9 protein-coding genes are annotated in these 13,565 nt (G+C 74.7%); 2 read left to right on the forward strand and 7 right to left on the reverse strand.

Going from position 1 to position 13,565, the window contains the following annotated elements:
• Positions 1-53 precede the first annotated feature (53 nt).
• Positions 54-2,210, reverse strand: a complete 2,157-nt coding sequence (locus tag WME79_RS02210) for a VWA domain-containing protein (protein ID WP_437531325.1) — start codon at positions 2,208-2,210, stop codon at positions 54-56.
• Positions 2,207-3,166 carry a DUF58 domain-containing protein gene (locus WME79_RS02215; RefSeq protein WP_437531326.1) on the reverse strand — a complete coding sequence of 320 codons (960 nt, stop codon included), beginning with the start codon at positions 3,164-3,166 and terminating at the stop codon, positions 2,207-2,209. The genes WME79_RS02210 and WME79_RS02215 overlap by 4 nt, the downstream gene beginning before the upstream one ends.
• Positions 3,167-3,409: 243 nt before the next feature.
• Here WME79_RS02215 and ftsH point away from each other — a divergent pair, with 243 nt between their 5' ends.
• A complete protein-coding gene (ftsH, locus tag WME79_RS02220; RefSeq protein WP_437531327.1) occupies positions 3,410-5,269 on the forward strand; it encodes an ATP-dependent zinc metalloprotease FtsH in 1,860 nt (619 codons plus the stop codon).
• A 3-nt stretch (positions 5,270-5,272) separates the two neighbouring features.
• Here the strand turns inward: ftsH and WME79_RS02225 are convergent, their stop codons facing one another.
• The 3 genes from WME79_RS02225 to WME79_RS02235 all read right to left on the reverse strand — a co-directional run bounded on the left by WME79_RS02225 (position 5,273) and on the right by WME79_RS02235 (position 8,997).
• Positions 5,273-6,718, reverse strand: coding sequence for a choice-of-anchor D domain-containing protein (locus WME79_RS02225; protein WP_437531328.1), 1,446 nt, complete (start codon positions 6,716-6,718; stop codon positions 5,273-5,275).
• 93 nt (positions 6,719-6,811) lie between these two features.
• Positions 6,812-8,047, reverse strand: a complete 1,236-nt coding sequence (locus tag WME79_RS02230) for a serine/threonine-protein kinase (RefSeq protein WP_437531329.1) — start codon at positions 8,045-8,047, stop codon at positions 6,812-6,814.
• A complete protein-coding gene (locus WME79_RS02235) occupies positions 8,044-8,997 on the reverse strand; it encodes a LysM peptidoglycan-binding domain-containing protein (RefSeq protein ID WP_437531330.1) in 954 nt (317 codons plus the stop codon). The genes WME79_RS02230 and WME79_RS02235 overlap by 4 nt, the downstream gene beginning before the upstream one ends.
• A gap of 153 nt (positions 8,998-9,150) precedes the next feature.
• On the opposite strand from WME79_RS02235, the gene WME79_RS02240 reads away from it, so the two are divergent.
• Positions 9,151-10,173, forward strand: coding sequence for an OmpA family protein (locus WME79_RS02240; RefSeq protein WP_437531331.1), 1,023 nt, complete (start codon positions 9,151-9,153; stop codon positions 10,171-10,173).
• Between the two features lie 40 nt (positions 10,174-10,213).
• Here the strand turns inward: WME79_RS02240 and WME79_RS02245 are convergent, their stop codons facing one another.
• The gene (locus tag WME79_RS02245; RefSeq protein ID WP_437531332.1) at positions 10,214-11,698 is read right to left on the reverse strand and encodes an ArnT family glycosyltransferase; all 1,485 of its coding nucleotides are present in this window, start codon (positions 11,696-11,698) and stop codon (positions 10,214-10,216) included.
• Positions 11,691-13,349, reverse strand: a complete 1,659-nt coding sequence (locus tag WME79_RS02250) for a helix-turn-helix domain-containing protein (protein WP_437531333.1) — start codon at positions 13,347-13,349, stop codon at positions 11,691-11,693. The genes WME79_RS02245 and WME79_RS02250 overlap by 8 nt, the downstream gene beginning before the upstream one ends.
• Between the last annotated feature and the right edge of the window lie 216 nt (positions 13,350-13,565).

The raw sequence follows: 13,565 nt of genomic DNA on the forward strand, positions 1-13,565 counted from the left end.
CACGCAGGCAAGCGTGCGATCCGCGCGGGCGAGCGCGCCAGAGGCGGCCGGCCTCAGCTCGCCCGGCCTTCCGCCGGCTCCTGCCGCCCTCCGATGGAGCGCAGCAAGAGCTCGACCGCGAGCAACGCGAGCAGCAGCAGCGCGACGTAGGGCGACCCGTCGATGGATGCGGCCATGCCGCCCAGGTCCGCCGCGCGGGCGCTCTCGGCGACGCGCCGCGGGCGGAGGTCGATCTCGCGCTCCGGGACCGACACGACGCGCGTCGAGCGCTCGCCGTCCAGGGTGAGCTCGTAGAGGCCGGCGAGCGGCGGAGACACGCGCAGGCGCCGCTCGACCTCGGCGACGGGGAGCGCCTCGCGCGACCGCGAGCCTTGCGGGGCCCCGTCGCGGTCGACCCGCACGCGCTCGACCTTGACGTCGTGGTAGCCGTCGAACGTCCACACCTCGCCCGCGGCGAGGCGTCGTGCGCCGCCGCGGGCGCGCGCGGCGCCGACGAAGCCGTCGAGCAGCGACAGGAACGCGGGCCGCAGCGCGACGTCGCTCTCCTCCGTGCTGAGGGGCAGCGTCATGAACAGCACCACGCCGCGCCCGAGCGGGCGGCGCACGAGGAACGGGGCGCCGTCCGCCCACCGGGCGAGCACCTCGGCGCCCTCGGAGGCCTCTGCGCCCAGCGTCGCCCGGCCGCGCGGGGCGACGTCGGCGAGGCCGGGCGCGGACGGGCCGAGCCAGCCCGCCGTCGCCGGATCCACGCCGGGCACCGGGGAGGCCGACCAGCGGACGACGCCAGGGACCAGCGGCTCGAACCCGGCGCCGAGCGGCGCCGCGGCCGCGCGCTGGCCGAGCGTCAGCAGCGCGACGCCGCCGCGCTCGACCCACGCGGCGAGCGAGCGGCGCACCTCCGGCGTGAAGCCGGGCGCGTCGTCGACGATGAGCCCCGCGTGCGCGGCCAGCTCGTCCGCGTGCTCCGGGACCGAGGGCAGCGGCCTGATCTGCGCGTCCAGGTCGAGCGCCGAGAGGGCCTGCTCGAGCGGCGGTGGGCCGCCTGTCTCGACGTGCGTCGTCGCGGGGTCGACAACGACCGCGATCGAGAGCGGGCCGCCGGCGGAGATGATCGGGGCGCGGTCGTCCTCGGCGATCGCGTCGCCGCCGGTGAGCGCGGCGATCAGGATCTCGGGCGTCCCGGCCGGGAGGTCGATCGAGAGCTCCTCGGCGTGCAGGGCCGGATCGAGCGCGACCTTGCCGAGCACGGCGTCGCCGGCGCGCACCTCGAGGGATCGCCCCGCCGCGGCGGAAGCGCCTGTAGCCGGGGCGCCTGCGGCGGCGGAGCCCGCGGCGGGCGGCGCGCCCGCGCCGCCGTCTCGCTGCGCGACGGCGATGTCGGGCCCGCGCGCCGCGGTCGACGCGGCGGTGCAGACGACGCGGACGCGCGCCTTCTGGCCGGATCGATCGGCGCGCACGATCCCGCAGTCCTGGCCCGTCGCCTCGAGCTCCTGGAGCGGCACCCACGTGGCGATGTCGGGGGTGCCTGAGATGGGCGGGGCGCCGGGCGTGCCGTCCGCGAGGTCGCTGAGGAGCACGATGCGTTTGTCGCTCTGAGGCAGCCCCCGGAGCAGATCGCGGGCGAGCGCGAGGGCGCCGTCGATGTCGGTGGCGCGGTCCGACGGCGCCACCGCGGCCAGCGCCTCGCTGACGGCGGCGAGGTTGGTGGTCGACGCGAGGGCGACGCGGGCCGGGGCGCCCGCGAGGACGAGGGCCGCGGCGTCGCCGGGAGCGAGGCCGCTGGCGAGCTCGCGCGCGGCCGTGAGCGCGCGCTCGAACCGCGAGGAATCGTGCGAGGAATCGTTGATCGACCGCCCGTCGCGCGCGGCGCCCTCGGCGCCGTCCGGGCGCGCCCGCATGCTGAGCGAGTCGTCGACGACGATGGCGAGCGCGACCGACGCGCCGGCCCTGCGGCTGAGCGACAGGTGCGAGCAGCGCAGGAGCGGCGTGGCGCCGAGCACCGCGAGCGCGAGCACCGAGACAGCCCGGGTGGCGAAGAGGGCGCGGTCCTCGAGGAGGCTCCGGCGCCGCGCCGTCGGCGGCGTGGGCGGGACCAGGCGCGCCGGCGGGAACGGCCGCTCCTCGGCGCGGCGACGGCGCAGGAGGTGCGCGGCGACCGGCGCGCCGACGAGCAGGGCGACCAGCAGCGCGCCGAGCGTGACGAAGCTCATCGGCGCACCTCGGCGATCGCCTGCACGAGCGCGCGGACGACGTCGGTCGGAGGATCGGCGCTCGTCGCGCGGAGCAGGCGGCCGCCGCGCGACGCGAGCGCCCGCGACCAGGCGTCCGCCAGGGCGGCGAGGCGCGCCTGGTACTGCGCGCGGACCGCGCCCGCGTCGGCCTCCACGACCGCGCCGCCCTCGAGGGCGCGGAGGCGCACGTTGCCCTCGAAGTCGAGCGCCGCCTCGCTGGGATCGAGGACCTGGAGGGCGATCAGCGTGCGGCCGCCGGTGCTCAGCGACGTGAACGCCGAGAGCGCGCGGTGGGCGCCCGACGGGGCCGCGCCGGATTCGTGAGCAAGATCGATGAGATCCGAGATGAGCAGGACGACGGCGCCGCGGCGGGCCTTCTTCGCGATGGGCGCGAGCGCGCGCTCGACGGCGCCGGCGTCGCCGCTCCAGTCCTGGGCGGCGGAGGTGGCCTCGAGGGCGCCGACGATGCGCTCGAACGCCTCGCGCCCCGCCATCGCGGGCAGGCCGTGGGTGCCGGCGCCGCCGAGCCAGGCGAGCCCCACCGGGTCGCCGGTGGCGAGCGCGACGCGGGCCATGGCCGCGGCGATGAGCGCCGCGTAGGCCAGCTTGGCGCCGGGCGCGCGCCGGCCGCGGTAGGACATCGAGGCGGTCGCGTCGACGCACAGCCACAGGGCGCGATCGGTCTCGGTCTCGAACTCGCGCACCATGAGGCGATCGTGGCGGAGCAGGGCGCGGCGATCGAAGAAGCGGAGATCGTCGCCGGGCACATAGGGCCGCTGACCGCCGAACTCGACGCCCGCGCCCTTGCGGACGCTCCGGTGCATGCCGGCGTAGACGCCCTCGGCGACGGCGCGCGACTTGAGGCGGAGCGGGGCGAGCCCGCCCCAGTCGATGGGGAACGCGGCGAGCGAGGCGCGGTCGGAGGCGAGCGGCACGGTGTCGCTTCTTAGCCTGGATCCACGGGGCGATCACCTCGCGCCAGCGGCGCGTTGGCGCTGCGGGTGGACGCGCGGCTGCCGTGCATCGGACGCGCGGCTGCCGCGCGCCGGCGGCGCGCTGAGCCGCGCTCGGGGACGCGCCTGGGCTCCCTCCCTCGCGCGGCTTTCTCGTGGGCTTTCCCGTTCTTCCGGGGGCGAGGGCTTGCCGAGGCGACGCCCGCCACACATCAGCTCCGTGGAATGGCTGACGAGAAGAGGCCGGCGTCGCGCGCGTGGCTCGGGTACCTGCTGATCGCGGTCGGGATCCTGGTCCTTTCCGGGATCGTCAGGTCACGAGGGCGCCCGCTCGTGCCGTACGACGAAGCGGTCGCCGAGGTGCGGCGCGGGGAGATCTCCGCGGCGATCGTGAAGCCCGACGAGATCGAGCTGATCCGCCGCGAGAGCCCGCAACGACCGGAGGAGCACGTCCGCGTGACGCGGCTGCCCGGCGTCGAGGACGAGCCGCTCGTGAAGGCGCTGCTCGACCAGCAGGTCCGCATCGAGGCGAAGAGCCCCCAGACGTCGGTGTGGATGCAGGTGGCGATCTGGATGTTGCCGCTCCTCCTCATCAACGCGGCGTTCTTCATGATGCTGCGGCGGGCGGGGCAGGGGGCCGGCGGGCCGCTCGGGTTCCTGCGCAGCAAGGCGAAGATCTACGATCGATCCAAGCAGGATCCGGTGCGCTTCTCGGACGTCGCCGGCGTCGATGAGGCCAAGGACGAGCTCGTCGAGGTCGTCGACTTCCTCAAGGAGCCATCGAAGTACCGCTCGCTGGGCGGACGGATCCCGCGCGGCCTCCTGCTCATCGGGCCGCCCGGCACCGGCAAGACGCTGCTCGCGCGGGCGGTGGCGGGCGAGGCGGACGTGCCGTTCTTCTCGCTGAACGCGAGCGAGTTCGTCGAGATGTTCGTGGGGCTCGGGGCCGCGCGGGTCCGCGAGCTGTTCGAGGAGGCGCGCAAGAGCGCGCCCAGCATCGTGTTCATCGATGAGATCGACGCCGTGGGCAGGACCCGGGGCGGCCTCGGCGCCCTCGCGACCCACGACGAGCGAGAGCAGACCCTCCACCAGCTCCTCGCCGAGCTCGACGGCTTCGACGCGCGCACCACCGTGATCCTGATGGCCGCCACGAACCGCCCCGAGGTGCTCGATCCGGCCCTCCTGCGGCCCGGGCGCTTCGATCGTCAGGTCGTCGTGGATCGGCCCGATCTGCGGGGCCGCGAGGCGATCCTCGCCGTCCACGCGCGGCGGGTGCCGCTCGCGAGCGACGTCGATCTCGGGCTCGTGGCGCGCCGCACGCCAGGCATGGTCGGCGCCGATCTCGCGAAGATCGTCAACGAGGCGGCGCTGGCCGGGGCGCGGCGCGGCGCCAGGGAGATCGGACAGGCCGACTTCGACGAGGCGCTCGATCGCTCGCAGCTCGGGCTCCGGCGCCGCGGGCAGATCATGACCGCGGAGGAGCGGCGGCGCGTGGCCTACCACGAGGCCGGGCACGCCCTCGTCGCGCTCGCGCTGCCGGCCGCCGATCCGGTGGAGCGGGTGTCCATCGTGGCCCGCACGATCGGCGCGCTCGGCGTCACGATCCAGGTGCCGCGCGACGAGCGCCAGCTGATCACCGAGCAGGAGATCGAGTCGCGCGTCACGGTGATGCTCGGCGGCAGGGCGGCGGAGGAGATCGCGCTGGGGCAAGTGTCGAGCGGCGCGCACGACGATCTCGGGCGCGCCACGGCGCTCGTCCGCGAGATGGTGACTCGCCTCGGGATGAGCCGGCGCCTCGGGCTGGCCGCGCTCGCGCGCACCGTCGGCGCGCCGATGCTCGGCGTGCTCCAGGAGGAGCGCACGTGCAGCGAGGAGACCGCCCGCGAGGTCGACGAGGAGGTGAGGGAGCGGCTCGGCGAGATGTACCTGAAGGCCAAGCAGCTGCTCGTCGATCGCCGCGAGGGCCTCGAGGCGGTCGCGGAGGCGCTCGTGCTCAAGGAGACGCTGCGCGGCGAGGAGCTGGAGGAGATCGCGGCCGTGTCGACGCGGCGGAAGATCGCCGTGGGCCCGCCGAGCGCGGCGTGAGCCTCAGGCCGCGCGGCGCCGGCGCCTGAGGCCGCCCGCGAGCGCGGCGAGCGACAGGCCGGCGACCGTCCAGGCCCGGCCGCTGGCGCTCCCGCGCGGCGCGCCCCCGGCCGCGCGGCAGGCGCAGCCGCCGTCCTCCTCCGCGAGCTCGCCGCCGCCTGGCGGGGCCTCCGGCTCGCCGACGCCGATCCCTCGCACCGCGATCACCTGCACGGGTTGGTCGGGGTCGTTGGACTCGACGAGGACGGTCGCCGCGAACTCGCCGCTCGCCTTCGGCGCGAACCGGATCGCGAAGTCGACCTCCGTTTCCGGGTCGATCCCGAGCGCCGCGTCCGCGAGCTCGAAGCTCTCCGGGTCGTCGGTCGTCACGGCGGCATCGAGCAGCGCCTCCCCCGCGTTCGACAGCAGGACGAGCTCCACGTTGGCCTGCCCCACCTCCACGGCGCCGAAATCGATCTCCTGCTTGTCCAGCGCGAGGTCCGGGAGCGGCACATGGACGCGCTCGCTCTCGAACACCCATTCCCGCTCGGTGAGCGGGAAGGCGAGCGGGATGTCGGCGAGCGGGATCGACCACGAGCGGCCCAGCAGGCTGACGCCAAACGCGGGGACGAGGTGGAGCGTGCCGTCGTACCGCACCGAGCCCTCCGGACGAACGTTGAGCTCGACCGACGGGCCTCCCAGGTAGTCCACGGAGGAGGCTCCGCCCTCGGGGGTGATGTCGCCTCCGCTCACCGTCGCCTGATCGAGCGTCTCGATGGCCACGCGATGGGTCGTGTAGCGGGCCGCGACGTCCATTGCGATGTCGAGCTCGAACCTCCCGTCGATTCCGGGGATCGAGCCGCCGATGAGGTCGCCGAGCGACACGGACGCAATGCGCTGCAGCGCGGTGGAGCTCTCCAGCGTGATGCCCGGCTCCCAGCCCCACGCGTCGAACTGCTCGCGGGCGTGCACCTGGAAATCGATCTGGGGAACATAGGGGATATCGCCCGTCCAGTCGAAGTCCTGACCCAGGACGGAAACGCTGATGCGTCCCTGTGCGCTGACACCGAGTCCATAGTCGCAGCTGAACGCGCCGCCGTCCGGGGTGCCTGGCACCTTGAGCGCGAGCGCCTCTGGCCACGACGCCTCGAGCGCTCCGCTCAACGAGACCTGGGTGTTGGCGTAGACCACCGCCCCGAGGCTGACTTGCAGCGGTGAGCCCGGCGGGACCCAGCCTGTATCGAAATCGAGCTCGAGCGGGATGGCGTCTTTGCGCTGGAACGTGAGCGGTCCCCGCGCGCAATGGAGCGGGTCGTCCGCGCACGGCACGGCGAGCGAGTCGTAGGCCGAAGCGGCCGCGGGCGCGAAGAGGGCGAGCGCGGCGGCGACGCAGGGGAGAGCGCGCCGCCGCCGGGGCCGAGCAGAGCGGAGATCCGCGAGGGCAGCGCCGCCGGACAGCAAGGAACGCATGAGAACGATTACCACGATCCTCGCGCTCCACGCCATAGCCGCACCCCCGATGGCGGCGCGTCAGGCACGTTCCAGTTGCGTTCCTGCGGCGTCCTAGCGCGCCCCGAACAGCGTGCCGACCACGATGCCTGCGGCCGCACAGAGAATGGCCACCACGGTCCAGAGGATGAGCTCACGCGAGGTGCCGCCCGCCGTCGGTGCAGGGAGAGCGGGCGTCTCGCGGACCACCGCGGCCGTGCGTTCGGGCAGCGCCCTGCGCACCGCGCTCTCCCTGGGCGTAACCGGCTGGTCGACGTGGCCGACGCCCGAGACGGAAGCGCCGTCCTGGAGGGGCGCGGCGTAATCCAGGCCGGTCCGCTCGAGCGCGAGATCGGTGATCGAGACGGCGTCCGCGAGGCTCGCGGGGGTGTGGTGCACGACGCGCCGTTCTTCGCGGCAGGCGCGCAGGGCGTCGGCGAATGCCCTGGCGCTCGGGTGCCGCTCGGAAGGGCTCTTGGCGAGGGCCCTCAGGATGACGGCCTCCAGGCCGGCCGAGATGAGCCCGGAGCGCTCGCTGGCGCGCGGCGGCAGCGGTTGCTCGGCGATCTGCGCGGTCATCACGGCGATGGGCGTCCGCTTGCTGAACGGCACGGCGCCGACCGTCATCTCGTAGAGGATGCAGCCGAGCGCGTAGATGTCGCTGCGAGGATCGACGTCCTCCCCGCGCACCTGCTCCGGCGCCATGTACTCCGGCGTCCCGAAGATCATGTCCTTCTCGGTGAGCCCGGTCGTCTGCTGCTCGCCGTGCACCACCTTCGCGAGCCCGAAATCGACCACACGGACGCGGCCTACGAAGGGCGACTGCGCGGCGGCCGCGTGCCCGTCCGGGCGCTCGACGAGCACGTTGGCCGGCTTGAGATCGCGGTGCACCACGCCCGCCGCGTGCGCGGTCTCCAGCGCGGCGCAGATCTGCAGGGCGATCTCGATCGCCAGATCGATCTCGATCGGCGCGTGGTCCCGCAGGAGCTCCTCGAGCGAGCTGCCGTCGATGTGCTCCAGCGCGATCACGAGGAGCCCGCCCTCCTCGACGAAGTCGAGCATCCGGACGACGTGAGGGCCCTCGACGCGCTCCAGGATGGCGGCCTCCCGGTGGTAGCGCCTGAAGATCTGGGGCGTGCCCGAGAGGTGCCTGTGGATCACCTTCAGCGCGACGCGCTGGCCGTCCTCGTCGCGGGTGGCGCGGTAGACGACGCCGGAGGCGCCCTCGCCGATGACGGACTCCACGGTGTACCGCGACGCGACGCCGTGCCCCGCGGGCAGGCGATCGGGCGCGGGCTGCTGCGAGGTCACCGCCCACCGCCCGCGTCCGCGGGGATCGGCGGCGCGGGGTCCGGCGAAGGCGCCCTGAGGTGCAGCTCCGTCGACGAGGTGCAGGCGCGCACGATCTTCGGGCTGAGCTCGATGGGATCGAGCCGCGCGGCGGGATCGGCCTCGCGCCACGCGGCGCACGCGGTCTCGGCGAGCCCTGTGGCGTCCAGCGCGACGTAGGCCTCGAGCAGGTGCCGCTGCACCGTGGCGATCTGCACCCGGGCGAGATCGCCGTAGCCGAGCAGGCGGCTCGCCCGCGCCACGGCGTCGATGTAGCGGCCGCTCCGCACGTCGCCGGCGAGCTGCGGCAGCTCGGCGTCGACCCGGCGCTGGGCGTCGCGCGCGCGGCCCGCCCCCTCGGAGCGCACAAGCGCGCCGGAGCTCGCGGCCTCGGCCTTGCCCTGGGCCGTGAGCGGCAGATCCGTGAGCGGGACGAGGATCACCATGCCGCGGCGCAGCGGGTCCTGCTTGAGGTGGTTGTACTTGTCGAGCATCCACGCGTGGTCCCGCTTGCCCAGGAAGCGATAGGCGATGGTGAGCAAGGTGTCGTGCTGGCCGACGACGTACCGCAGGTTGTACGGCACGATGATCTCCTGCCCGTCGGTCGGCTCGAGCCAGGGCCACGTGTCGTTCGAGAGCGCGAGGACGTCGCTCCGGTCGGCGGTGCCGAGCAGCCGCTCCGCGAGGATCGCCCAGGTCTCGCCCGCGGTGACGCGGTGGTGGCCCAGCGCGGGCACCTCCAGGCGCAGGCCGGGCATGATCGGCACGCCGGCGCCCGCGTCGAGCGCGTTGGCGGCGACGAGCACCTGCTCCATCTGCACGCGCCCGTAGGTGCGCTCCGCGATCTGCGCGAGCGTCTCGCCCTCGCGCACGACGTGCGGGAACGCCCCCGCGGCGCTGCCGACGAGCGTCGTCGCTGCGAGGGCGCCCACGGAAAACCAAGCTCGCCGAGACATCACGCCGCCGAGGGTACCAGGGGTTTGCGCGCTGTGGGACGGCTCGCGACCGCTCGCGCGGCGGTGCGCAGGGAACGTTTGCCACGATTTCGTCGCGCCCGAGGTTTCGTGCCAGAGTGCGCGCGACGCATGAAAGACACGACGACGGCCGGCAGGATCCCGACGTGGCTCTCGCGGCGCTCGCCTGCGGCGGCGCGGCTCCTCACGGTCGGCCTGCTGGGGCTGGCGACGCCGGGCTGCCTCGTCCGGCAGGCGGTGTACGACGAGGCGCGCGCGGAGATCCGGAGAGAGCGCGAGGCGGGTGACAAGGCGCGGGCCGAGGCCCAGAGCGCCCGCGCCGAGGCCGCGCAGCGGTCCGCGCAGGTCGCCGCCATCGAGGAGGAGCTGGCGCGCATTTCGGACGACCTCCGGGCGCGCGATCTCAGGCTGTCCGAGGCGACGACGGCCGAGGCGGGGCTCGCGCGGAGGCTCGACGAGCTCGCCGCCATGAACGAGGAGCTGTCGGCGCGGCTCCGGAGCGCCGGGCAGAGCGTGGGACAGCTCGCCGGGGAGCGGGGCAGCCTGTCGGCGGAGCTCGCGGAGACGCGGGCCAAGCTCGACGATCTGCGCCGGAAGCAGGCGGCGGCGGAGGCGCGGGCGGCCGGGATCCGCGACGCCGTGGACCGGCTGAAGGGCGCGGCCTTCGCGGGGAAGGTCCGTGTCGGGCTCCGCGCCGGGCAGCTCGTGATCGAGGTGCCGAGCGACGCGCTCTTCGCTGCGGGGAAGGCCGAAATCCAGCGCGAGGGGCGCGCGGTGCTGGCCGAGATCGCCGCGGTGCTCCGGGCGATGCCGGAGCACAGGTTCCAGGTCGCCGGGCACACCGACGACGGCGGCGACGCGAAGAGCAAGAAGGCGAAGGGCGCGCGCTTCCCGTCCAGCTGGGAGCTGTCGGCGGCCCGCGCGGTGGCGGTGGTCCAGGCGCTGATCGCGGAGGGCATGGCGCCCGGGAGTCTGTCCGCAGCCGGGTACGGGGAGTTCGCGCCCGTGGCGACGAAGCTCACGGCGGAGGGGCGGGCGAAGAACCGGCGGATCGAGATCGGCCTGGTGATGGACCAGGAAGCGTTGGAGAAGGAGAAAGCTGGCGGCCCGAGCGCTGCGGCGCCAAGGCCCTGACCGGTCGCCTCCAGCGCCTCCGGGCGCCGTCCGCGTCACGTCACCGATCGCCCGCCTGCTCCCCGTCCGCCTCCCCTCGCCGCAGCGCGCACGCGGCGAGGATGCACAGGGCCGGCGTCACGACCATGTGATACCGGTCCTCGCCGAAGAACACGGCGTGCGTCAGCGCCACCGACGCGACCGCGAACGCGAGGTAGCCGACGACACCCCCGTTCGCGGGTCGGCCCGGCAGCGGCAGCGCGGCGATCAGCGGGATCACCACCGCGAGCGGCCAGAACGCGTGCCCGTCGCCAAACACCCCGAGCGCGACCAGCCCGAGCACCGCCGCGAGCGCAAGGAGCTGCGGGACGAGCTCCCGCCGTGGCCTCCGCCGCGGCATCGCCACGACCCCGAGCGCCGCGGCGGACAGCAGGCCGAGGTGCGACGCCGTGAGCACGCGGCGCCCCGCCGCGCGCCGCTCCTCGGGCCAGGCCGCAGGGTCCGCCTCGCCGAGATAGCCGATCGGGAACGACTCGTGATCGAAGGTGAAGCCCAGCTTCCTCGGGATCAGGGCCAGCCAGCGGCCTGGATCGTCCTTGATCCACTGAAGCCCCGCGGCCATCCAGCAGCGGTCCTGCGCCACCTGGCCGCGCGCGATCGGACAGCCGTCGCCCGCGCGCAGCGTCTCGAAGCGGCCCGTCGCGCGCGGGAACGCGCCGATCGCGAGGTTCCAGCCGCCGTTCGTCGAGACGAGCGCGCAGCCGTCCATCACGCGGCAGTTGCGGATCGTCCACGGCGCCACGACGGCGAGGGCCGCCGCGGCCGAGAGCGCGGCCGTGAGCGCGCCGCGCTTCCACGCGGCGCGCGCCCCGCCGTTGCCCCGCCAGGCGAGCAGCGCCAGGGCCGGCGCGCAGAGCAGGCTCTGGGGCCGCACCAGCGCCGAGAGCCCGAGCGCCACGCCCGCGAGGACCGCGCCGCGGGCCGGGCGACCGCGCGCGGCGTCGCGCGCGAGCAGCCACGGCGCCGTCACGAGGCCGAGCGCCGCGAGCGGCTCCGTCATGAGGAGCGCCGCATACAGGATGAGCCCTGGCGAGAGCGCCGCGAGGAGCGCCGCCACGCGGGCGCGCGCCGGCGTGGTCGCGTACCGGGCGAGGCGGTGGACAACGACGACGAGCAGCGCGCCGGTCACCGCGTTCGCGACGGTCGCCGCATACGGCCCGGCGCCGAACAGCCGGTAGACAAGGGCGAGGAACCCGCTGTAGCCGACCGGATAATGGCACCACGGGTGCCAGATCGCCTGGCCCCCGACGATGAGATCGTCCGAGTAGCCGAGCCCGGCAGCGATGCGGCGCGCGCCGAAATCATAGTAATGGCCGTCCCATACCGGCTCGCGCGCCCACGCGATCGCCACGTAGAGCCGCGGCAGGAGCGCGAGCGCGAACGCGAGCGCCGAGAACGCGAGATCCCCGCCGGCGCGCTTTGACACGCCGCACCCGCCGCCCCCGCTCCGCGCCGCCCCGTCGCTGGCGCGCGCCGCCTCAGCCATGCGGCTTGGCGCGCGAACCCGCGGAGATCTCGCGCAGGCGACGCATGTAGGTCTTCGCCACCTGCGCCGGATCGAGCCGCATGTACTTGGCAATTTCCTGAACGAATCCCTGTACGTAGACGGTCGCCGGCAGGTCGCCTATCGCCTCGTTCTCGATCGCCTGGAGGTGCGCCAGCGAGATCTTGGTGCGCTGCGAGATGTCGGTGAGCTCGACCCCCTGCGACTCGCGCACCTTGCGGAGCAGCGCGCCGCTGAACTGCGTCTCGGCGTTGATCTCGCGCGCGAGCTCGGCCTGGAGCATGGCGAGCTCGGCCGCGGCGGCGGCGTTCTCGGCGCGCACCGGGCCGAGCTGCGTGCGCGGATCGTCCGGGTAGGTCGAGAGATCGTACGCGCGGCGGCGCACCGGATCGAGGAGGGTGTCGTGCGCCTCCTCGATGCGCGCCTGCTCCTTCTGGAGCACCGCGGGGCTCAGCACGCTGACCACGGGCAGGCTCCCCTCCCGGTAGATGTCGCGCTGGCGCTTGTAGGCGCGCCGGATCTCGTCGTCGGCGGCCGTCCGCGCGAGGCCGAGCGCATCGTAGAGCGTCGGCGGCGCGGCGCTCTTCGAGGCGGCGGCGAGGGCGCGCGCGTGCGCCTCGGCCGGGCGGGAGTCGCGCGCGGCGAGCAGCGCGAGGATGCGCCGGGCCACGCGCTCGAGGTTGCGCGCGCTCTTCGACGTCGGGCTGTCGATGAGGAGCGGCTGGCGCCGGCGCGCGGTCAGCCACACCGCGTCGTCGTGCTCGATGTGCCCGAGGTAGTCGAGGGAGATGCCGAGGAAGCGCTCCGAGACGGCGCTCATCGCGGGGCCGAGCTCCAGGTCCGAGCGGTGCCGGGTCTGGCTGACCACGAGGTGCGGCTTCACCCGCGGCAGCTGCGCGGCCGCGAGCGACGCGACCCCCTCGTCGAACCGCTTCACCTCCATGATGAAGTCGCGCGGCGTCGCGAGCGCCGGCAGCGACGCGGCCACCTTCTCCACGAGCCGGATCTTGAAGCGCTCCTTCATGAGCGCCCGGCGCAAGGTGCGCTGGTAGAGCGCGCGGCAGAAGCGGTAGGAGTGCTCGACCGCGAGCGGCTCGGGCGTGGTGGCGCAGATGCCGACGTCGGCGTGCAGGAAGAGGTCGAGCGTCGAGGAGCCGGTCGCCGCGCCGAGGCTGACGATGACGTAGTCGACGTCGAGCTCCTGGATCATCTTCATCCAGTAGGCGGCGCGGCTCGGCCGGTGCGGCGTGGCCGTCATCGGGTCGTACGCGGTCGGGACGAGCCGGAGCCCGGGCACCGTGGTCGCGATCGGCTCGGCCTTGCCCTCCTCGATGTCCTCGCGCGTGACGAGGGACGGCGCCTCGATCCCCAGCGCGGCGTGCAGCCCCGGGCTGTAGGCGTCGGTGTCGATGATGATCACGTCGCGCCCGAGCTGCGCGAAGTACACCCCCAGGTTGACCGCGAGCGTCGCCTTGCCGACGCCCCCGCGGCCACCCCCCACGGCGATCACGCGGCGGGATCGCGAGCTGGAGAACGAGGGGATCTCGCCCGGCAGGGGGAGATCGTCGTCCGCCGAGCCGGGCGGGAGGGTCGAATAGCGCGGCGGAGGGTAGGACTCACCGGAGCTGGACAAGGTTCCTCTTCGTGCGGCGCGCGGTGGTGCGCGGGCGGGATGGTGCGGCGGCGAGCGGATGCGAGCGGCTCGCGGCGCGAGTCCCTCCTAGCACGCGCCGCGCGCGGCCATCAGCGCCGCCGTCGCCGGGGCTCCGCGCCCGCGACGGGGGCTCGGCGCGGGCGCGCGCGGTTTGCCCGCCCCGCCTGCCGCAGCTCCCGCCGCGCGAGCCGCCTC

Source organism: Sorangium sp. So ce726 (assembly GCF_051521405.1).
Taxonomy (GTDB): Bacteria; Myxococcota_A; Polyangia; order Polyangiales; family Polyangiaceae; genus Sorangium.

Excerpts from the sequence above, each read along its gene's own strand:
- WME79_RS02225 (WP_437531328.1), bottom strand. The coding sequence starts at position 6,718 with ATGCGTTCCTTGCTGTCCGGCGGCGCTGCCCTCGCGGATCTCCGCTCT.
- WME79_RS02210 (WP_437531325.1), bottom strand. The coding sequence starts at position 2,210 with ATGAGCTTCGTCACGCTCGGCGCGCTGCTGGTCGCCCTGCTCGTCGGC.
- ftsH (WP_437531327.1), top strand. The coding sequence starts at position 3,410 with ATGGCTGACGAGAAGAGGCCGGCGTCGCGCGCGTGGCTCGGGTACCTG.
- WME79_RS02240 (WP_437531331.1), top strand. The coding sequence starts at position 9,151 with ATGAAAGACACGACGACGGCCGGCAGGATCCCGACGTGGCTCTCGCGG.
- WME79_RS02245 (WP_437531332.1), bottom strand. The coding sequence starts at position 11,698 with ATGGCTGAGGCGGCGCGCGCCAGCGACGGGGCGGCGCGGAGCGGGGGC.